This window comes from Microcoleus sp. FACHB-SPT15 (assembly GCF_014849525.1).
In the GTDB taxonomy this organism is placed as follows: domain Bacteria; phylum Cyanobacteriota; class Cyanobacteriia; order Cyanobacteriales; family Coleofasciculaceae; genus Symplocastrum; species Symplocastrum torsivum.
In genome coordinates, this window is sequence record NZ_JACJNU010000064.1 from 201,121 (window position 1) to 222,674 (window position 21,554).

Here is a 21,554-nt window from a genome sequence, read left to right on the forward strand (position 1 = left end):
GTTATGAGAGTAACCGAGGCTAGGCTTGATTTACCAACATCACTAAAAAAGATGGCGTTGAGGAGCGATCGCGTTCTTCCCTCAACTCTCAACTATGAAATGGCACAGCAACCAAAGGCAGCAACGCTAAGAGAACCAAACTCCAAGTCCACGAGCTTGACGGCGTTGATGTTTCTGGTTCCCCTAAAAGTGCCTCAATCCTCTCTTCTAAACGATTGCGAGGAGCCGCACAGCTAAAGGCAGCACAGAAACTTTCTGAGGCTATTACTGGGGCGCTTGCCACCATCAGCAGCGATTCTGCCAGCAGCAAGCTATCTACACGCTCTGCTGCCCAACGATCAGCACGAAGTTCCCGTAATACCAGGAGTTCCTGCCACAACGCTTCTGTATTCGGCAACCAGGAAGTACAGTGTCGTAACCAGCCTAGCCAGAAAAACCAGAAGGTATCCCGGTAGTAGTGATGAGCTTGCTCGTGAGTCAGTACCGCTTCAAGATGCTCCGGTTCGAGAGCCTGCAACAGTCCCTGTGTGACAACCAAAGATGGCTCCCAAAAGCCGATCTGGGCACTGAACAGAACAGGATTATCGACAAGATAAACTGGCTTACCGTCAAGGTCAATTTGGGGATAATTGCGAATGTGTTGCAGAGACTGCCACCCTTGAGCGGCTAACTGCAAGCCGAAAAAGATGGACATCCCTACATAGGTGAGAGCGAGACAATAGCTGAACCAGTCGGTGTGCAGCCCAATCATTTGTCCCTGTGGTCCCATGCAAAGCACAGCAAGAGCCGTGATTAGGAGTAAAAGAGGCGGCAAGAGAAATAATAAAAGCGATCGCTGCCAGCGTGTTGTCCAGTTTCCACTAGGTTCAGACCAAGTGCATCGGAGTAAGCAAGCTGAGGCTAATGCCACCAGAATCATAACTAGATGCATTATTGCTCCTCCCTCGCTTGACGTGCGGCTTTTAGGCGAAGTGCGATCGCTTCGATTTTCTCTAAGCTTGCTGCATCCAAGCTATCAGCAAAGGCAGCAACAACATCCGGGTTACCCACAGCAAGAAACTGATTAAGCTGATCGTGAGCTTTGATTACCTGCGCCTCTTCACGAGAAATGAGAGGTTGCCAAGAGAAAGCACGCTCTTGTTTCTCACAAACCAGCCAACCTTTCTGGGTGAGGCGACGTAGCACCGTAGTCACGGAAGTATAAGCCAACTCCCGATCCGGGTCAGCCAAAATCCGTTCATGCACATCCTTAACGGTGGCACAACCCAGTTCCCAGACGATATTTAAGATTTCAGTCTCTAAAGGGCCAAGTGAGAGTTGTTTTGGACGATAGTTCGGCAGAGGAGTCATTCGTCATTTTGAGTGTAAGGGGTTTCTCAGGCAGTGCAACCAGAGCCTACTCTAAAGTATCGAGCAGTGAGGCTATCCTCTGTCCCCCTATAGACTCCCAAAAGTTAACAAAGGTTCAAAGAGTTTCAACTTTTGACGAAATGGATACAAAGACTTCTGATTTGGATATGCTTAGTTTTTTAGCATGGAGAATAAATTAAGTAATCTACTAATTGCAGGGTTAGCTTTTACAACGTTTTTCACAGCTAGAAGTTCACCAACGGCTGCTCAAACAACTCTGGTTGAAGAGAGATTTAATGACAACACCACTGTTGGCTGGTCACTTGGTGTGGCTAACCCAGCAACCCCCTTTCCTTGTTTAACAGCAGGAGACGCATTTACTCCGCTTGGTTCAATTGGAGCCTGTAATCCTGCACAACCTGATCCACAGGGAGAAGGAGCGCTGAGAATCACGACAAACGAAACAGGGCAAGCAGCCTTTGGTATCTACGACTTCACTATTCCTTCAAGGTCAGGTTTAGTAATTACCTTCGACTACTTCGCCTACGGTGGTATCCCAACTGGCAATCCTCCCAGTACAGCAGATGGAGTCACCTTTTTCTTATTCAGTGGCGAAACTACTAATCCTCAGCCTGGTGCTTTTGGTGGCTCACTTGGCTACGCTCAACGAACCGGAGGAGGCAATCCCCCAGGTTTAACCAATGGCTATGTTGGTGTCGGACTAGATGAGTACGGAAATTTTGCCAATGATAACGAGGGACGTGGTGCAGGCTGTCCTGTTACGTCTCCCTTTGGAACAGGAAACACCAGAGTACTTGATTCTGTCACCCTCAGGGGTTCGGGTAATGGAAATACTGGATATTGCTATCTCGAAAATTCCGGTGTTCTCCCTCAGGGTATTGACGAACCCGATGCGCCCAATCGTGAGGTGGCACAACGAAGGCTCAGGATTACGCTGACTGAGGATAATACCATATCAGTCGAGCTAGACTTTACCGGGACGGGAAACAACTTCCAACAAGTTCTTGACCCAATCAACTTGACAGCAGCACCTGGACAAGCTTCTGTGCCTAGCTCGTTCAAGTTTGGTTTTGCGGGTTCAACTGGAGATGCAACGAACATTCATGAAATCCGAAACCTTACAGTTACAACGATCGAGAATATCCCTACGCCTGACTTGACGCTACGCAAGAGGCAAATTCCTGCGTCTTTCACTCCAGGGGGAACGGGTCGATACAGATTGACGGTAAAGAATGTGGGTGATGGTCCAACTTATAGCCCCACTACAGTTACAGACACTCTACCTCCAGGCTTCAGACTTGCGTCATTTACTGGTGATGGCTGGAGCTGTTCAGAAAACCCGCAGAGAACCGTTACTTGTATCTATTCTCCAGAGGCAAACAATCCAGCTATCCAGCCTGAAGAGAGTCGCTCAGTCATTCTCACCGTTAACGTGCCTCCTACGCTTGGGAGTTACCTCAACACGGCAACTGTTTCGACGACAGCCGATGAGAATCCGAATAATAACACGGCTCAGACATCGAACTTGCTGCCGCCGCCACCACCAATTTGCAACCGAGCAGGAGATATCTGTCAGTTTTAATCTTCCACTATTTAGAGTCTGGTGCTAGACAAAGCTTATCTACTAAATGAAAAATTTTTGTGTCAATTCAACTTGTGTAATGGAGTTGGTAGTATTTAATTCTCTAGAATTCGCTCAGGCGTGTTCATACCTGAGAAAAGCTACCCTAACGCTAGCAGCCCTTGGCTTAATCGCCGCTATCACTCCAAAGCCAGTGTATGCCCAAGCGATCGCACCCGCTAGTGATGGCACTGGTACACTGGTTACTCAAGACGGCAACCAATTCAACATTTCAGGTGGTTCTCTGTCTGGAGATAGTGCCAATCTCTTCCATAGCTTCCAGCAGTTTGAGCTTGATTCGGGTCAGATTGCCAATTTTCTGTCAAAGCCTGAAATTATTAATATCCTAGGACGGGTTGTTGGTGGTGATGCCTCGATTATTAACGGTTTGATTCAGGTGAGTGGAGGCAACTCAAATTTATTTTTGATGAATCCTGCTGGAATTGTCTTTGGTCAAAATGCGACTCTCAATGTACCAGCCAACTTTACTGCAACCACGGCTACCGGGATTGGCTTTAGTGGAAATAATTGGTTTAATGCCTTTGGTGAAAATGACTACCAAAACCTAATTAACACCCCTACACAGTTTGCTTTTGACCTGTCCCAACCCGGAAGCATTATCACTGTTGGCAATCTAGCCGTACTAGCACAGCAGAACTTAACGCTACTAGGTGGCATCGTAATTAATACTGGACAACTAGCAGCACCATCCGGAACCATTACTCTAACAGCCGTTCCAGGTGAAAACCTAGTCCGGATTAGCCAACCCGGACACCTACTAAGTCTGGAGATTGAAGCGCCTCGTGACAATGCTGGACAGTTGCCAATTACTCCTCTGGATTTACCGACTTTACTAACAGGGGTAGCAGGAAGTGTGGAGACAGAACTCAGTGTTTTGCTTGGTGCAGTGCAACTGACGAATTCTGGTACAACTATCCCAACTGAAGCAGGAACGGTAATTGTCTCCGGTAGACTCGACACCTCGAATTCAACTGATGGGCAGATGGGAGGTGAAGTGAATGTTTTGGGTAACAAGGTTGGGTTGCTGGGTGCAGATATTGACGCGGCTGGTACTCTTGGCGGTGGAACGGTGCGAATTGGTGGAGAGTATCAGGGCAATGGGACAGTGCCAAATGCTTCTCGCACAGTTGTCAGTAGCGACTCAGTTATTAATGCAGATGGATTGCTTAATGGTGATGGTGGGCGCATCATCCTCTGGGCAAATGAGATTACAGGATTCTCTGGCAATATTAGTGCCCGTGGAGGACTGAATTCTGGTGATGGTGGTTTTGTAGAAGTATCGGGTAAGCAAAACCTACTTTTCCAAGGTGCTGTTGACTTGAGTGCAGCAAATGGTAGCTTCGGCACCTTGCTGTTAGACCCAACTAATATCACGATTATTAACGGTACGGGTTCTACAGATGATGGTGTCATTGCAGACAATCAAATCTTGCAAGGAGATGGTGGTGCTGTCTCCTACACCATTTCCCAAACTGCCCTTGAAGAATTATCAGGTGATGCTGATGTCATCCTGCAAGCAACTAACGACATCACGATTGATAACTTAGCTGATAATGCTCTCAGCTTTGACACTGGTACTGGCTCAATTACGTTTCAGGCAGATGCCGATAACAGTGGCGTTGGCTCTTTTTTTATGAATTCGGGAGACTCTATCTTCGCAGAAGGGAGAAATGTCTCAATTTCAGGAGCAAATGTAACCGTTGGAGAGATTAATACTGCTTCTTTGAATGACGGAGGAGCAATCAGTCTTTCTGCTACAGGTAACATCACTACTGGTAATCTTTTCTCTTTTTCGTATGATCTGGGTACCGGAGGAAACATCTCCCTCACAAGTACTCAGGGAGCGATTGACACAACAACAGGAGATTTGAACTCTGCGTCTTTTTTTGGTAATGGCGGAGCGATCGCACTTTTCGCAAACGGTAGTATTACAACTGGCAATCTGTACTCCTACGCCTCTTCTGGTGCAGGTAATGGAAATAGTATCACTCTTACCAGCACTCAAGGAGCGATTGATACGACAGCAGGTAGTTTAAATTCTGCGGCTGGTGGTACGGGGAATGGTGGCGCGATCGCAATTTCGTCTAACGGTAACATCACTACGGATCGGGTAGAGACGAGTGCGCTGAATTACGTTTCTGGTAATAGTGGTAGCAGTGGCGCAATTTCTCTAATTTCCGACAACGGCAGTATCAGCACAGGCGAACTATTATCTCCGTCTCAGTCTAACTTTGGCAGTTCTGGCGATAGCGGCACGATTAGCCTCACAGCGAACAATGGCAGCATCACTACCAACGGCAGAATCTGGTCTTTTTCTCTTGCAACTGTAGAAGGCGGCTCAGGAAATTCTGGTAATGGTGGTGCAATTACCTTAACGGCTAGAGATGACATTACCACTATTCAAGACAGTATAAATAGTCGCTCTCAAGGTTATTTTGGGGCGAGTCGTTTAGGTGGAGCCATCAACCTTACCAGTAGCACTGGCAACATCTCCACAGGCAATCTTACTAGCTCCGGAGCTAGCGGCGGCTCGACCGCCATCAACGCCGAACAAACTATCAGTACAGGAGCAATTGATTCTAGCGGCAATTTGGGTGATGGTGGGGATGTCACGCTTGACGGAATTGGTGATATTCAGGTGAATTCCATCAAGGCCCAAGGTGGCAGTAGTGGCAGAGGCGGTCAGGTTAATGTCACTACAGAACAATTTTTCCAGGCTACAGAAACTTTTAGCGATCGCAACGGAATTGAGGCGAGTATCTCCAGCACTGGAGGTATCGGTGGCGGGAATATCACGATTCGGCATGGAGGAAATGGAGAAACACCGTTTGATGTCGGCAGTGCTAGCACCAACGGTACAGCTAGTGCAATTACCAGTGGCGAGTTCACAATTCCCTCTTTTAGCTCCTATCTCTACACCTACAGACTAGGCAATATTCAAATTATTAGCGTTGACCCGCCTAGTGTTCCTCCTACTGTTCCTACTACCCCACCCACACAGTCTGACCCCGACATCAATTTCGTTGACTTGAGCAAGCTACCAGAAGAGCGATACCTACTACCACCGATTCAAAATAATAATTTTGATGGACTGGAGATTGATCGGTCACTCAGTGGCGATTTCAACCAAGCTCTTGGACTGGGTGAGACAGGAGGTATTACTTTAGCCCAAGCACAAGATACCCTACGCAATATAGAGAAAGCTACTGGTGTTAAACCAGCTCTCATCTATGCTGTATTTTTTCCCTCTACCATCACCTCAGCCCCCACTTCTGATGTCAGTCGCACTCAGAATTCTTCAGGGATAGTGCAATCTTCCTTGTTGCGTCCTGTGGTTCCCAGCCCTAGTGATCAATTGGAACTGATTCTCATCACAGCAGAAGGCTACCCAATTCGCAAGTCACTGAATGCTACTAGAGCTGTAGTTGTCCCAAAAGCAAAAGAGTTTCGCACTTCGGCGATCAATTTAATCAGACCTCGTAGTTACCTTGCCCCAGCCAAACAGATGTATCAGTGGCTTTTAGCCCCCCTGGAAGAAGACTTACAACAGTTGGGTATTAAGAACCTGGTTTACATTATGGATGCTGGATTACGCAGCATCCCTCTAGCAGCTATTCACGATGACAAGGGATTTATTGTCGAACGATACAGTGTTGGTCTAATGCCCAGTCTGAGTCTCACTGATACTCGTTACGTGGATGTAAAGAACAGCACTGTCTTAGCAATGGGAGCTGACCGATTCACCGACCAAGACTCCTTACCTGCCGTACCATTGGAGCTATCTATAATCACAAGCTCGTTGTGGCAAGGTCAATCCTTTCTAAACAAAGCATTCACACTATCCAATCTTCAAAAAGGTCGCTCTTCACGAGATTTCGGCATTCTTCATTTAGCGACCCATGCCGAATATGAACCCAGTAATCCCAGTAACTCTTATATCCAGCTATGGGATGGCAAACTGCGACTTGATCAGTTGAGACAGTTAGGACTAAATAAACCACCAGTAGAGTTGTTAGTGTTGAGTGCTTGCCGTACTGCTTTAGGTGATGAAGATGTCGAACTGGGATTTGCCGGTTTGGCAGTACAAGCTGGAGTTAAATCGGTTTTGGGAAGTCTATGGTCTGTTAGTGATCAAGGAACATTGGGGTTAGTCACTGAATTTTATAAGGAGTTGAGAGAAGCTCCAATTAAAGCCGAAGCACTGCGGCGAACACAATTAGCAATGCTCAGAGGTGAAGTGCGATCGCACGGAGGAAAGCTTGTTACAAGCTGGGGCAGCTTCCCGTTACCGCCAGAGATAGCCAAGCTAGGAGACCAAACCTTTTCTCATCCCTACTACTGGAGTGCTTTCACAATGATTGGCAACCCCTGGTAACTAGAGTTCAATACCAAGGTGATAAGCTGGCTCAGCATTCAAGTTGCATAGTGGGAGCTAAGGGAAGCCCGGAAGAGGATTATGCAATGTTTTCTGCACATCAGCTTAACTGTTTGTACGGCGTGAGAATGCCACATTTTCGGCGTTTGAGACACCAAGTCAAGTCAGTTTAACCACAAGCTAACTGAGATGCGAGGTCATTCAACCAACAAGGCGATTCAGTTAAGAGAATATTTTTAGTTTCAAGGTTTAAACCAGGAGGAAACACAACAATTTCCTTCCCTTGACGCAATGCTTTACGGTAAAGCGCAAGCGCCTCACTCAAGCAGAAGCAGGGAATGGGAATCCATCTGTCGCTGTAAAAATAAACCACAACTTGAAGAGTTGTCTGCTCCCCTTTTGGGAGTGGAAGTTGCCAGGGCGAAACCACAAACAATAAACCTTAGCTTTTTAGTCTGTCCACTTACTGTAATGACCGTCATACATATGTAATAAGAACTGTCCGAGGAGATAGGTCTAGAGTAGTATCTTTGGACACATCATGCCTCTCCCTCTCGACCTTTAGGCTTACCTCAGTTAGGAGTTAGTAATACAAAATTATTTCTACAGGTACGGGAAGAAGGTAAAAGGAAAAGGAATATTGCAAGAAGGCAGAAGGAAGGGGACAGAAGGCAAAAGGTCGAAAGGCTTATACGTCTCAGTTTTGGCTCTTTTGTTAACTGGTCACTTATTTCCGCCATGCTGCAATATAATCATGCCTTTCCCCATTACATCCTGTTGTCATCACTCTGGTACAACAGGATGTGATGGGATAAAACCCTCTGGTTAATAGGCGTCACCACACAACTGCTTAAGTTCGGCTTCGGGTTGACCTAGATGCTGCTGGCGACAAAGTAAGACTTGACCTGCTCGCTGTTGATAGTAGATTCGATGAGCAAACCAACCTAAAGGCGCACCTGCAATTATGCCAATCACTAAACCAGTAGCGAGACTGGAAATAAGGTTTTTTCGAGTGATTCTATTGTGTTCTGCTCTCGTAATGTGGTCGTGTTCTGTTCGAGTAGCGTGATCGTGAGTCATCTAAAACTTCTCCTTTAAACCGCGATTCCCTAAAGAAAGCAAATCTTAGAAGAAGTGACTTCCCTCTTTCTGCTTATCACGTTGAGATAAGCTGATGACGTTGAGCCAGCAAAGCCGTTTTCACTTTCTCATACTCCGTTTTCGCCTGTAATACTTTTACTGGTGTATCAGTAAGCGTACCTGTACGGGCGATCGCTTCTAAGTCCCCGCAAAGTTGGGCAAAGCTTTTCGCACCTAGCATGGCGCTAGTTGACTTAAGGGAGTGAGCTGCCCACTCCAACTCTGATGCATCTTCTTGGGCGATGGATGTAGCGATCGACTGCAACAACTTTGGCGTATCTTCCAAATAGCGATCAATTACCTTGATCAAGATTTCGTCTTCATCCAGCATTTCTTGGACTTCTCGAAATGCCGCAATGTCAAACGCCTCTCCTTCTACAGACTCTGGCTCGACTTCAACCGTAGGAACAAGACGCTCCTGAATCACTTGACAGTTGCTCAAGACGCGACTGAGTTCCTCCACACGAATCGGCTTACTAACATAATCATCCATGCCTGCGTCCAGGCACATCTCGCGATCGCCTTGCATCGCATTGGCTGTCATCGCAATAATCCGAGGACGTTGAGCAAGTGACCATTCACTAACGATGCGACGTGCAGTTGCTAAGCCATCCATCTCCGGCATCTGTACATCCATAAGTACCACGTCATAAGGCTGACGGCGCAGTGCCGCTAGTACCTCCAAGCCATTACCTGCCACATCCGCCCGATATCCCATCCGTTGTAGTAGGTGTAGCCCGACTTGCTGATTGACAACATTGTCTTCGGCTAAGAGAATTCGTAACGGCAAGCGTTGGGCCAAGTGACAGTCAATCTTTGAGGAAATTGAGCAGGTTGATCGAACTTTGATGGGCTGTCCGACGATTGCCTCAATCAAGACATCATAGAGCTGAGACTGTTTAATCGGCTTGTTGAGGAAAGCCAGAAAATCATCCTTCACAAAGTTATGGCTATTTGACCCCGCTATGCGATCGCTAAGTTCTGGCTTCCCAATCGTGGTCAGCATGATTAAGATTAACTGTTGACATCCGGGCTGTTTGCGAATTTCCGCCGCAAGGTTTAGCGCGTCCATCTCTATCATCTGCATATCCAGAATGGCGAGGTCAAATAGTTCTCCTTGACGCAGCCACTCTAGAGCTTCTGAACCTGACTCAGCCACACGAATCACCATTCCCCAAGACTGTCCCTGCATCGTCAAAATTTGACGATTGGTTGCATTTTCATCCACAATCAGCAACCGCTTACCGACTAGCTGGGGTTGGGGAACATCAAGCTCATTCTCTTGAGGACTCTCACACGCTTGCGTGACGAGGGTGAAATAAAAGGTCGAACCCTGACCCACTTCACTTTCTACCCAAATTCTACCCCCCATCATTTCACTCAATCGTTGGGAGATGACCAACCCTAATCCAGTGCCTCCATAGTTGCGCGTTGTCGAGGAATCAACCTGGCTAAAGGCTTGGAACAGGCGACCTAGACGCTCAGCAGGAATACCAATACCTGTATCCTTAACAGCGAATTGAATTTCGTAACGAGGGGAGGGAGTAGGAGGAAACAAGGAAGATTTTTCTTTCATGTCTCCCGTGTCTTCCCGATTCCCAATTCCCAATTCCCGATTCCCAATTCCCTTCGGGTGCGCTTCCTCATCCGGAGGGAACCTCCGGATGCCAGCGTCACCCGATTCCCGATTCCCCAATACATTAGCCACAACTGAAACAGTGACTTCTCCTGTCTTGGTAAACTTAACCGCGTTACTGAGCAGATTGACTAAAATCTGACGCAGACGAGTAACGTCTCCCAAAATCGTGGTTGGTGTTTTTGGGTCAATGAGATAGGCGAGTTCTAGCCCCTTCTCTGCGGCTTTCGGTGCGAGGAGGTCAAGGGATTCTTCGATACAGGTACGCAGTTTGAAAGGGTATTTTTCTAGTTCGAGTTTGCCTGACTCGATTTTGGAGAAATCAAGGATGTCGTTGATGATCGTAAGCAATCCTTCACCACTGCTGCGAATCGTTTTGGCAAAGTCTCGTTGTTGTGGTGAGAGTTCCGTATCGAGCAACAATCCTGTCATGCCGATAACGGCGTTCATCGGGGTGCGGATTTCGTGGCTCATTGCTGCTAAGAATTCACCCTTAGCTTGGTTTGCCGCTTCAGCCGCTTCTTTTGCTTTTTGGGATTCTTCTTCTGCTCGCTTGCGCTCAGCAAGTTCGGCTGATAACTGATGATACAGTTCCGATTGCTGAACCGCGATCGCAACCTGGGTTGCCAATTGTTGTAGTAACTCAATGGCTGAAGACTTCCACTGCCGAGGTTCGCCACAGTGATGGGCAAGTAACAGTCCCCAGAGTTTGTCTCCTTGCAGAATCGGTACTGTAAGACTTGCGACTACCTGAAACTGAGCCAGGAAGTCAACGTAGCAGGGCGTTAGACCAGCTTTATGGACATTCTCAATGACACTCACACGACCTTGTTGATATTTCTCGGTGTAAAATTTTTCAAAACAAGGGTCAGAAATCATCGTTCCTAAAACAGCCTTCCATTCAGGCGTGACAGACTCAACAACAACCATCCCACTCCAGTCAGGATTGAAGCGGTAAATTAGTACCCGATCAGTCTGGAGGAAGTGTCGCACTTCCGTAACGGTAGTATTGAGAATCTCCTCTAAATCTAATGACTGGCGTACTCGGAGTGCGATCGCGCCAACTAAACGCTCCCGTTCCGCTTGCTGCTGAAACGCAACTTCAGAACTCTTGCGTTCTGTAATATCGGTGCTAGTCCCAATCAAACGGTAAATCCGGGAGTTATCATCCCGCAGAGGAGTTAAGCTCGTCAACCACCACATATCTAACCCTTTGAAGGGTAGACATTCCTCATAGGAAATTGTGGCTCCAGCCTCCACACAAGTGCGATAGCGCTCAGTCACGGTTTGAGCAGCCTCCAGGGGCAATACTTGCTCAGGACTTTTGCCACGAAGCTCCTCTGAACGCAAACCTGTCAGGTGTTCGTGAGCCGGATTCAAGCCCACATAACGAAACTCCCCATTCTCCAGGACATCAACAACAAAGATCGACTTTTCTACGCCATCGTAGATACTGCGTAAAAACTCTTCATTTTCTCGCAAAGCCGCCTCTGCCTGCTTTCGTTGAGTGATATCGCGCACAATGCAGACGGCTTCATCAACACCACTTTTGACGATACGCACTTCATAGTGATAGATGCCATCAGGCTTTTTAAATTGATGCTCATACGTCTGCAATTCCCCTATTTCGACAGCCATTTCTAGAAGATGCAGATGATGCTTCTTTGCCTCTTCAGATATCGGTAAGTCGCTGATATTACTTCCAATTACTATCTCTGCTGGGATGAATACATTACTTTCTGTCGCCTTGAAATCCAAATACGTTCCATCGACTCGTTGACGAAACATGAGGTCAGGAATCGCATTCAGCAGCGCCCGCATCTGCTCTTCGCTTTGGCGCAAGGCTTCCTGAGTGTTGAAAAGCTCAGTAATATCAGTATGGGCACCCACCATACGAATCACTTTGCCATTGGCATCTTTCAGGTGAGTGGCTCGTGAAAGGATGTAAACTGTTGAGCCGTTTTTGTGATAGAAGCGTTGCGTTACAAGAAAGCGTGAGACTTTGCCGCAGTTGTAATCTTCTATCAGCTTTAATGCCGCAATTCGATCTTCCTCATAGATGACTTTTTCCCAGGAAACCAATTCGTTGGGTAGTTCATAGTCAAGGTAGCCCAGCATCTCCTTCCAGCGTGGAGAGTAATAAATTTCGCCAGTTATGAGGTTCCAGTCCCAAAAACCATCTTTCGAGGCTTGGGTGACTAGATCAAAACGTTCTTTTGCCGCTGTGAGTTCCTCTTGGAGACGTTGGTGTTGAAGGGAAGGCAGAGGGCAGAAGGCAGAGGGAGCGGTGAAAAGGAACCTGCGTCCCGGCAAGGAAGCACCCCGGAGGGGCAGAAGGTTCTGTGCAGGCGGGGATTCTAAACCCTGCTGAACGGGAACCCCTAAAACGTTGTTCGGTGGGGGATTGTGACCCTTGCTCCGCAATGGTTCGGCTATATGACTCGTACCATCGGCAGACGCTCGTTCGACGAAGTCGTCCCCGTTCCCCGTTGGCGCAGCCTTCTCCAAAAGAGTAGGGGTTCCCGAAGGGTAGGGTAGACTCGCTACCACTGACGCTCCTACGTCGCTATCGCTTCGCGTCACGCTATTGGGATAAATCCCTCCTGCCTTCTGCCCTCTGCCCTCTGCCTTGTTTTCCTCGACAGTTTGCTGCAATTGTTCAATTATGCCAAGCAGTTGCATTGGCTCAAGCGATCGCAATAAATCCTCTTGAGTGAAGACTCCTAACCAATTTTCTGGCTGTTCCCACACCATTAAGTGTTCACTCTGCCATAGGTGCAGCATCTTTTGATTGGCTGTCCACAATGACTCATCAGGACTCAAGCCATACAAGGGTGTCCTCATCACCATATGCGCTTGAGTTTTCGACAAATCAAGCCCTAGCAGCGAGAGTTGGACAAGCTGGATAATGTCGCGTTCTGTAATTAGCCCTACTGGAATTAACGATTGCAACTCAGTTTGGTCTTTTGTCGGAGCAAGGTGTTGCGCTCCATTCTCCCTCTCTTCATCACCTCGCCTCTCCTGAGTCAGCACCACGTAGCTCACATCATGAGTTACCATCAGGCGGGCGATACTCAGGATAGAGCTAGTTGAGAGAGCCTGAATAATTGTGGTTGTCATCACCGTCTCTACCTGTTGCCATTTCAGGAACTTGAGCGGTGATAGCCTTCTACATAGACTCTCAGGGGTAATTACTCCCAACAGTTGACCCTCAGAACCTAAGACAGGTAGGTGATGAATTTGATGTTGATGAAAAAGCGATAGTACTGTGAAAAGATTACAGGACTTCGAGAGAGTCAGGGTAATTGGCGATCGCGTCATCACCTCTGCAATCTTTATTTCCCTAAAGTTCATCTCACAAGCGGTTAGCTGAACCAAATCCTGTGCCGTAAATACCCCAACTAACAAATCTTGTTCCATCACCAAGACGCAAGTCGATGGCGCAGTACACTTGTAATTAGCGATCAATGTCTGCCTTGGTATAGCATCTTCTAAGCGCTGAGTCTCCACAAGAGAAATTGACGCAGCACTGGACAAAGCATTAGTTTTTCCCCCTTTCCCCATTAAGGCAATGACATCTAATAGTGGTGTCTCAGGAGAAATCGTTAGGGGATGAGAAGCGATTAGCTCCTCTAAGGACGGTAAATTAACAAGGGCAGGGTCAGGCTGCATAGTAGTTCCATTGTGTGCTTGCATTGGGAGATGCCAACCTCTTTACGGTTATACTTCAGAATTTTTTCTTTATCTAAAGAGGGCTTAAAGAAACTACAACTAATTATGATGTTTTTGTAAAAATCTTTTTTAGATAGCAGATGTCTGATTTATAAACCAAATCTTACACACATAGAACAAAATAAAAGTAATTTAAATACAAAATACTCCGATTTTAATTGATTAAGACTAGATTTATTACATAGTTTATTCAAATAGTAGGATGGACAAAAATGCCACCCTACTATTTTTTAATCTAACTTGTACGCGCTCTGGAATCTAGCGTCTTACTGGGGGTTAGCACCCATGGCGATCACTGCACTACGCATGAAGTTAATCCGCTGCTCAAAGTCCAGTTGTTTGACGCTATTTGTAAACTCTTGGGTTTCAGTGGGCAGTTGGTAGTCAGAAGGTACCTGAATAACGGTTCCTTTTTCCATCCCTTGTGCTAGACGCAGCCACACATCCAGCTTACCGCTGGAACTTAAAGAGCTATAGGTATGGCTGATCGGAGTATCTGCACAGCTAGCAATATCGCGCTGCGCCTGTAGCTGTTCTTCTGGCGATAAGGCTTGAATTTGATCGAATGCAGCTTCAGCAGTTGTTTGTGCAGAAGTTGCATTCGCTGGATCTAATTGGTCTTTGATGTCTAAATAACCAAACCATAGTATAGCGAGTTGGGTATCAACATCGAAGCCCTTAAAGGATTCGAGAGTTTGTTTTGTGATATCGTCAGTTGCAAAAGTCATTTGAATCTCCGATTGAATTACTAATGGCTCAGATTTCTGAGCGGTTGAGGTGGCTTTCTTGCCTCTCTTCACAAAATTTAATAAATTACCGATGATTGATTAACCTTGCTACAGGTAGAGATCGGGATCACTGCTAAGGGCAGATGAAACAGTAGAGTTTTAATTAATTTTCTTTACAAAATTCCATAATGCGATCACTTTAAAGCTTGATCGTTGATTTAGTTGTTCGTCATGTTAAAGAAGAAGTAGGGGAGGAGTCAGGAGTTGCTCCAAGTACAGAAGAGGACAAGGATAGCCACGATGTCTCATCCAATCAGAAGGATGTTCAACTTTCTTGCCCTGCTTTTAAGTGGCGTTGGTCTATTCTTGAGTGCCTGGATTGTCATCCCCGCTCCCACAAGGCGCCTACTTCCCTTGGGAGTTGGTGCGCCAGAAGTGAGTCCTTGGTTACTGGTACTCAATGCGCTCGCTTTTGCCACTATGCTAGTTGTGTCTTCACGGGTGAAGCGACACCGTCGTTGGCTGTATCGCCTAGCTTTGTTTGCGAGTTTGCTGGGGTTATTCTGGAGCGCACTGCCACTCTTGCAGTTGCCTGCAACCGCGCAGCGTATGGGAGCAGCGATGGTTGAGGGACTAGGCGCAGACTACATGGCAAAAATTCCGAGTGAAGTACAGCAAATGCGATCGCCCAAGTTGCCTCGACAAATGCGATCGCAACCCTTTGTCCTGACTGAGGTCTTTACAGGCATTAAACTTGGTGAAGTCCGCTACATACCTAACATTCAGTTTGCTGCTCCAGACAACGTGCCATTAAGCCTAGATATTTACCAGCCTCCAAAACCAGGACTATATCCAGCACTTGTCGTAATTTATGGTGGTAGCTGGCAAAATGGTGACCCCACTGTGAATGCTAGTTTTAATCGCTATATGGCAGAGCGAGGTTACACTGTTTTTGCGATTGATTATCGCCATGCCCCACGCTACCAATTTCCAGCGCAATTAGAGGACGTACAAGCAGCATTAACCTTCATTCATCAGAATGCAGCTAAGTACGAAGCTAACCCCAAACGCATTGCCTTACTTGGACGTTCTGCTGGAGGACATCTAGCAATGCTTGCGGCTTATCAACCTGATGCTCTACCCATCCGAGCCGTTGTTAGCTACTATGGACCATTTAACCTAACAAGTGGCTACAAAGACCCACCCTATCCCGACCCGCTCAATGTACGTGCTGTGTTGGAAGCCTTTTTAGGAGGAACACCGGATGAGCTACCGGAGCAATACACCAAAGCTTCACCTGCAAGTTATGTAACACGCCCACTCCCACCAACGCTCTTAGTCCATGGAAGCCGCGACAATATTGTCGAAGTACGCTTCGCCCGGAATATGTACAATCGTCTGGGTGCAACTGGGACTACCCGCGTCTTGCTCGAAATTCCTTGGGCAGAACACGCCTTCGATGCGATCTTTAATGGACTGAGCAATCAGCTAGCACTCTACTACACAGAGCGTTTTCTGCATTGGGCGCTCAAATGAACTTAAAGCGAATAGCACTTAATCTGAGTAAGGGGGCTGAAGTATAAAACAAAAACTTTGATTAATTAAACTGCCTATAAAGGTATTGCTCTTAATCGGTGGTCAATAATCTATGAAATCTTTAAAGAAGCTTTACTTTATGACGAGCGATCGCAATTATTATAAAAACACAAAGGTAAAACTTTGATTCAAGAGTAAGTTTGTAGCTCTTTACACTTAGAATCAACGTCACCCAAGCAGTAAGACTAGGAATGCATCTCCACAAAGCGCTCTAGTTATTTGACCACTACAGCTTTGACAAAGCAGTTTTTTATAAGCATAATAATGGGTTCTCCTCTGGAGGAATTCATCAGGGCACCAGCTATCGGCACTGGCAAAGCAATAGAAATTGAGAAATTTTCCTTGCCATTAAAACCTATGCCTGTATAAAGCTCATAGTATAGTTTCCTTTTGTAAACAACGGTTTGGTAGGGTGCGGACATAAATGACTTCTTACTCAATGCATTTGTCTTAACTAATTGTGGTTTCATCCTCATGACAAACCAACTGAATTTGACTTTTCCAGCAGTCAAACACCGCTTATTTGCCAGCGGGGTAAGTTCTAGAGAGCGCACTAAAGCTTTGGTTTTAGCGCTCTGCTTGAGCATCATTCCTGCATTGGGTATTGGAGCAACAGGCTACCACTTTGCAAACCGAGCCGCAACCAAACCAATTGCCCAGGTTGAGTCAGGGGAAACAAAGGTTTCACCAATTCTTCAAAAAAACCTACTGCTTGAATTAGCGCTCTTTAGTGGAGTTGCAGGGGTATTAGCAAATGCGATCGCATTACTCGTTTATCGCCATCGCCTCAGTTCCGTAAAGCCTTGCTCTGAGAAAACGCTATTATTTGGTGATATTGCCTCCCAAAATCAACCGATCAATCTTCACTCTCTCTATCAACGAACCGTTGAGGGAGCAAGAAAAATCCTCAATACTGATCGGGTAATTATCTATACCTTTGACGAGAACTGGAATGGAACTATTACCGCTGAATCCGTTGCACCGGGATTAATTCAGTCGATTGGGAATGAAATTGTAGACACCTGCATGAAAGACAGCAAGGGTGGACTCTACAAAAATGGTCGCATCTGTGTCATTAACGACATTTACCAAGCCGATTTGTCAGCGTGCCACATTAAATTGTTGGAATACTATCAAATCAAAGCCAACATGGTGGTACCAATTCTTCAAGATGACCAACTTCTTGGCTTAATCATTGCTCATCAGTGTGACCAAGCACGAGTTTGGCAGCAAGACGATATCGATTTCTTCGTGCAGTTAACGTCACTTATTTCACTGCGCTTGAGTCGCATGAACTTCCTAGAACACAAAGCAGAAGCCAAACAAGTTAGTTCATTCTCCAACGTTGCTTTGCGTATCCGTGAATCTCTCGATTCAGAGGAAATATTCATCACAGCCGCTACAGAAATTCGCCAAGCCCTAAATGTAGATCGAGTCCTTGTCTGTCGCCTCAACCCAAGCCTCAACGGTGGAGAAGTCGTGGCAGAGTCAGTTGTTTCCGGTTGGTCGTCAACATTCGGCTTGCAACTCGCTAATCTTGGGATTGCAGAGCGTGATTTGGAGTTGTTGAAGAATGGTTTGAACCATCCTATTAGTAAGGTCATTGAAGAATCAACTTACAACAAGACTGACAAAATTCTCGCAGCGCAATACCAAGTTAAGGCAAGTCTAATCGCACCAATTCGGACAAACAAACAGCTCCAGGGTTTAATCATTGCTCATCAGTGTTCTACAACACGCACCTGGGAACAGCCGACAATTGACTTATTTGAGGAGTTAGCCACCCAAGTTAGCTTGGCGCTTGAACAAGCGACCCTTTTAAAACGGGTGGCAACTGAAGCGAAGCGAACACAACTCTTGGCAGACTTTACCTCCCATATTCGTCAGTCGTTCAACTCACAAGACATTTTCAGCATTTCAGTCAAGTCGATTCAACAAACCCTAAATGTTGATCGTGTGTTGATTTACCGATTCAATCCTGAAGGTACGGATGGAAAAATCACATCTCAAGCCGTGTCCTCCGATTGGACACCGACTCCGGAACACAATCTCAATCAACTATTTAAGGAAGAAAATTTCCAAGGCTATCGCATCGGTAGCCTCTGGATTGCCCATGATGTTTATCAAGCCGATCTCACCGCTACTCACCTAAGGCTCTTGGAAAACCTGCAAATTAAAGCCAGTATGGTCGCGCCGATTCTCTCCGGTGATGAGTTAGTCGGTTTATTGTGTGTTCATCAGTGTTCGGAGCGTCGAGATTGGCAGCAACCAGAATTTTATTTACTTAAACAGTTAGCGGCTCAAATTGGCTATGCTCTTGACCAAGCCAAGCTCATTGAGCAAGTTAATCTTGTTTCTGAGCAGCGAAATCAGCAAAGTGAGGAACTGCGGAGTCAATTAATTGGCTTGATTCAAGAGGTTGAAGGAGCCGCTAAAGGTGATCTAACCGTTCGCGCCGAAGTGACGAATGGTGAGTTGGGTACCGTTGCTGACTTTTTTAATGCAATTATTGAAAGCTTGCAAGGGATTGTGACACAGGTCAAACAAGCAACAACTCAGGTTAACGCTTCCCTTGGAGACAATGAAGAGGCAATCCGGCAACTGGCAGATGTTGCCTTCCAACAAGCTCAAGAGACAACGCGAACCTTGGATTCAGTGAAGGAAATGACTCGTTCGATTCAAGAAGTGGCGGATAGCGCTTGCCAAGCGGCGGCTGTGGCGCGTACAGCCTCGACAACAGCCGAAACAGGTGGGGAAGCAATGGAGCGCACAGTGCAAAAGATTTTGAACTTGCAGGAAACAGTCGCCCAAACGGCTAATAAAGTGAAGCGTTTGGGTGAATCAACTCAAGAAATTTCTAAGGTGGTTTCTTTAATCAACCAAATCGCTTTGCAGACAAACTTGTTAGCCCTCAATGCCGGGATTGAAGCGGCACGAGCAGGTGAAGAGGGTCAGAGCTTTGCTGTAGTTGCAAAAGAAGTGGGTGAACTGGCAGCCCGTTCTGTAGCGGCTACTAAAGAAATTGAACAAATCGTGGAAAAGATTCAACTAGAGACGAGTCAAGCGGTTGAGGCAATGGAACTGGGTACATCTCAGGTTGTTGAAGGTACTCATCTGGTTAATGAGACGAAACAAAGTTTAGGTCAGATTGTGGAGGTGTCTCGCCAGATTGACCAGTTGATTGCCTCGATTTCTGTTGCTACAGTGTCTCAAGTAAAAACATCTTGTGTTGTGACGGATTTGATGAATGAGATCGCCAAGGTTTCGGAACGGGCTGCCGAGTCTTCTCATCAAATTTCTGACTCATTGCAGCAAACTGTAGAGGTAGCACGGCAACTACAAGCGTCGGTGGAGGTATTTAAGGTGGATACAAAGAATCATCAAAAGCGATCGCTATGGGAAGGCGATCGCAATTTGCCTCTTTGATATAGCGAAGGACTCTTCGTTCAATGCGATCGCCTTCATTCTCAAGCAGTACTTTTTTACTTAAATGATTGGTATTCAGAAAGGGATTTGACCAAAACCTTGCTTTTCACACCGCTACTAATGATTCATCTTCTTGCCAAGAAAGCAAGGTATCAAGTTTGCCTGATTCTGTAAATGTTCTAGCAGCCAGTAAGCAAGGAAGCAAATCAACACATATCTTGGCTGGATAAATTCCTTCTTGTCCACCAATAACTAGCTTTTCTGTAGCATCAGGTTTTGATAAATCAACCAAGTTATGGAAGCTCATGTTATTGAAAGTTACAGAGACAACATAATTTCCCGATTCACCTCCACCAATAGTCATGTATGCTTCGTCATCTACTCCCAATGTCACTAAAGTTTTGCTCTTGCCGTCTAATTCACGGATGGCTGCTTCTATTTGATTCCAGTCTGGGTTTTCAATGAAGTCACTTTCATTTCGGTTCCCAACCCATTTTTCAACTGATAAGTCTAATACAAACATTATTGGCTCCTTCTGTTTGGCGGTTTTACAGTTATTGTCTTACTTTCGCTTGGAGTAATAGTTTCTAATTCTTCTATACCTAACTGCCAAGCCATAGAATTGACACCCCCTCTTATACCGCAAGCAGCGCAAAGATCGCGATCCACAATCAAACGAGCTTTACCACCTTTAATGCCTGCATCCGCTGCTTGTTGAAAAGCATCAGCCTCAGCGTGGGTTTTAGTAATGGGATTGACTTTGAAAGTTATCTGTCGAGGATGGGGATTACTACCAGAATTTATACCGAAGAAAGTTTGACCGCCTATTTCTAGTTTGGCGATGGTTGATTTATCTATTTCACTTCCAGCAGGGGGTAAATCGAGGCGTTGTCTATATTCAGCTAGTTCTTCAAAAATACTAATAGTTTTTTCCTTCGATATCGAAAATGTTTGCTTCGACTGCTTCACAGTGAATTCGTCTAGCTGCCCCTTAAGCCGCTTATAGCATTCAGATGGTATATTTCTATCATCAGTTTTTAAAGGTAAAAAAATCAATCCTTTACTACAAGTCCATCCCACTACAAGAACGAATTCTTGGCTAGGATCATACTTAGAAATTAATTCTTGGCAGTTTTTCCGATCCTCAGTTTGCTTCAAATATTTGGACAAGCCGTACTGATACTCACCTAAGTATTTAAAAGGAAATTCCCCAGAATTCCAGCTTGGTATGCCTAACGCCTCCCACCCTCCTTTACCCAAGAGGACATGAACGGCACCACGTCCTTGTTCTAAATAACCCTTCCAGGCAAAAGCTGCAAAAAGCTCGAAATCTTCTGCTATGAGTCTACAAATAGGGTGAGGTGGGTTTAATGGGTCAGCCCATTTAACACTAGCCCTTAAATCTAGTAATTTATTCAGTGGTGACGCTGGTTCCTCTGCCTGAAGCCCAAGTTTTTGGTAATTCTCTGGTGGGGTACTGGAAGTCGAATTGTAGCGTAGGCTAATATGCCCATCCCTGCCTCGCCATTCAAGGATAATCGCTACCTGTCGTTCTGGATCATATTCATTCACTATCTTTTGAACTTTATCGGCTTGCATCGCAGCCCAAAGTCCACGCATCATCTCCTGACGAAATATCTCTCGCTCGTCTATGTACTGAACAGAAAAATTACCTCCAAGCAGAACTATCTTATTCAACTTAATGATAAGTGCCCCACGTCCTTTCTCTAAATAACCTTTCCAAGCTTCCCCTGAAAGACGTTCCCAATTTTCCTCAATGAAGCGTATTAAGGATTTCCTGTCAGCTCCTTCTCTAGCAAATTTTTTTAAAGGATGAGATTTTGTTGAGAAGTTACTCTTTATTAAAATTTTATTTTCGCCAAAACCTTTGCCACGACTCATCTCTTT

The 21,554-nt window shown here is 46.0% G+C and carries 13 protein-coding genes; 4 read left to right on the plus strand and 9 right to left on the minus strand.

Going from position 1 to position 21,554, the window contains the following annotated elements; genetic code table 11:
- Positions 1-88: 88 nt before the first annotated feature.
- Complete coding sequence (locus H6F98_RS28045; protein ID WP_192222010.1) at positions 89-931, minus strand: M56 family metallopeptidase; 843 nt, start codon at positions 929-931, stop codon at positions 89-91.
- Entirely contained in the window at positions 931-1,350 is a 420-nt protein-coding gene (locus H6F98_RS28050) for a BlaI/MecI/CopY family transcriptional regulator (RefSeq protein WP_192222011.1), read from the minus strand. The genes H6F98_RS28045 and H6F98_RS28050 overlap by 1 nt, the downstream gene beginning before the upstream one ends.
- Positions 1,351-1,534: 184 nt before the next feature.
- Here H6F98_RS28050 and H6F98_RS28055 point away from each other — a divergent pair, with 184 nt between their 5' ends.
- Positions 1,535-2,953, plus strand: a complete 1,419-nt coding sequence (locus H6F98_RS28055; protein ID WP_192222012.1) for a lectin-like domain-containing protein — start codon at positions 1,535-1,537, stop codon at positions 2,951-2,953.
- A gap of 46 nt (positions 2,954-2,999) precedes the next feature.
- The gene (locus H6F98_RS28060; RefSeq protein WP_242058729.1) at positions 3,000-7,388 is read left to right on the plus strand and encodes a CHAT domain-containing protein; all 4,389 of its coding nucleotides are present in this window, start codon (positions 3,000-3,002) and stop codon (positions 7,386-7,388) included.
- A gap of 169 nt (positions 7,389-7,557) precedes the next feature.
- Here H6F98_RS28060 and H6F98_RS28065 read toward each other — a convergent pair whose 3' ends face one another.
- The 4 genes from H6F98_RS28065 to H6F98_RS28080 form a co-directional block, all read right to left on the minus strand.
- A complete protein-coding gene (locus H6F98_RS28065; protein WP_192222013.1) occupies positions 7,558-7,818 on the minus strand; it encodes a hypothetical protein in 261 nt (86 codons plus the stop codon).
- A 395-nt stretch (positions 7,819-8,213) separates the two neighbouring features.
- Positions 8,214-8,468 (minus strand): hypothetical protein, encoded by a 255-nt coding sequence (locus H6F98_RS28070; protein ID WP_192222014.1) that lies wholly within the window; start codon positions 8,466-8,468, stop codon positions 8,214-8,216.
- A 76-nt stretch (positions 8,469-8,544) separates the two neighbouring features.
- Positions 8,545-13,860, minus strand: a complete 5,316-nt coding sequence (locus tag H6F98_RS28075) for a response regulator (RefSeq protein WP_192222015.1) — start codon at positions 13,858-13,860, stop codon at positions 8,545-8,547.
- A gap of 302 nt (positions 13,861-14,162) precedes the next feature.
- Entirely contained in the window at positions 14,163-14,624 is a 462-nt protein-coding gene (locus H6F98_RS28080) for an orange carotenoid protein N-terminal domain-containing protein (protein ID WP_192222016.1), read from the minus strand.
- 300 nt (positions 14,625-14,924) lie between these two features.
- On the opposite strand from H6F98_RS28080, the gene H6F98_RS28085 reads away from it, so the two are divergent.
- Entirely contained in the window at positions 14,925-16,160 is a 1,236-nt protein-coding gene (locus H6F98_RS28085; RefSeq protein ID WP_192222017.1) for an alpha/beta fold hydrolase, read from the plus strand.
- A 275-nt stretch (positions 16,161-16,435) separates the two neighbouring features.
- Here the strand turns inward: H6F98_RS28085 and H6F98_RS28090 are convergent, their stop codons facing one another.
- Positions 16,436-16,690 carry a hypothetical protein gene (locus H6F98_RS28090; RefSeq protein WP_192222018.1) on the minus strand — a complete coding sequence of 85 codons (255 nt, stop codon included), beginning with the start codon at positions 16,688-16,690 and terminating at the stop codon, positions 16,436-16,438.
- A 4-nt stretch (positions 16,691-16,694) separates the two neighbouring features.
- On the opposite strand from H6F98_RS28090, the gene H6F98_RS28095 reads away from it, so the two are divergent.
- Complete coding sequence (locus H6F98_RS28095; protein ID WP_192222019.1) at positions 16,695-19,646, plus strand: GAF domain-containing protein; 2,952 nt, start codon at positions 16,695-16,697, stop codon at positions 19,644-19,646.
- 106 nt (positions 19,647-19,752) lie between these two features.
- Here the strand turns inward: H6F98_RS28095 and H6F98_RS28100 are convergent, their stop codons facing one another.
- On the minus strand, positions 19,753-20,169 hold the full coding sequence (locus H6F98_RS28100) for an Imm1 family immunity protein (protein WP_192222020.1): 417 nt from the start codon (positions 20,167-20,169) through the stop codon (positions 19,753-19,755).
- Entirely contained in the window at positions 20,169-21,548 is a 1,380-nt protein-coding gene (locus H6F98_RS33795) for a deaminase (protein ID WP_242058730.1), read from the minus strand. Before H6F98_RS33795 ends, H6F98_RS28100 begins: the two co-directional genes overlap by 1 nt.
- Positions 21,549-21,554 lie beyond the last annotated feature (6 nt).

What these genes read in the sequence shown, in the direction of transcription:
- H6F98_RS28080 (WP_192222016.1), bottom strand. Translation starts at nt 14,624, where the DNA reads ATGACTTTTGCAACTGACGATATCACAAAACAAACTCTCGAATCCTTT.
- H6F98_RS28070 (WP_192222014.1), bottom strand. Translation starts at nt 8,468, where the DNA reads ATGACTCACGATCACGCTACTCGAACAGAACACGACCACATTACGAGA.
- H6F98_RS28060 (WP_242058729.1), top strand. Translation starts at nt 3,000, where the DNA reads ATGAAAAATTTTTGTGTCAATTCAACTTGTGTAATGGAGTTGGTAGTA.
- H6F98_RS28045 (WP_192222010.1), bottom strand. Translation starts at nt 931, where the DNA reads ATGCATCTAGTTATGATTCTGGTGGCATTAGCCTCAGCTTGCTTACTC.
- H6F98_RS28100 (WP_192222020.1), bottom strand. Translation starts at nt 20,169, where the DNA reads ATGTTTGTATTAGACTTATCAGTTGAAAAATGGGTTGGGAACCGAAAT.
- H6F98_RS28090 (WP_192222018.1), bottom strand. Translation starts at nt 16,690, where the DNA reads ATGAAACCACAATTAGTTAAGACAAATGCATTGAGTAAGAAGTCATTT.
- H6F98_RS28095 (WP_192222019.1), top strand. Translation starts at nt 16,695, where the DNA reads ATGACAAACCAACTGAATTTGACTTTTCCAGCAGTCAAACACCGCTTA.
- H6F98_RS28050 (WP_192222011.1), bottom strand. Translation starts at nt 1,350, where the DNA reads ATGACTCCTCTGCCGAACTATCGTCCAAAACAACTCTCACTTGGCCCT.
- H6F98_RS28085 (WP_192222017.1), top strand. Translation starts at nt 14,925, where the DNA reads ATGTCTCATCCAATCAGAAGGATGTTCAACTTTCTTGCCCTGCTTTTA.
- H6F98_RS28075 (WP_192222015.1), bottom strand. Translation starts at nt 13,860, where the DNA reads ATGCAAGCACACAATGGAACTACTATGCAGCCTGACCCTGCCCTTGTT.
- H6F98_RS33795 (WP_242058730.1), bottom strand. Translation starts at nt 21,548, where the DNA reads ATGAGTCGTGGCAAAGGTTTTGGCGAAAATAAAATTTTAATAAAGAGT.
- H6F98_RS28055 (WP_192222012.1), top strand. Translation starts at nt 1,535, where the DNA reads ATGGAGAATAAATTAAGTAATCTACTAATTGCAGGGTTAGCTTTTACA.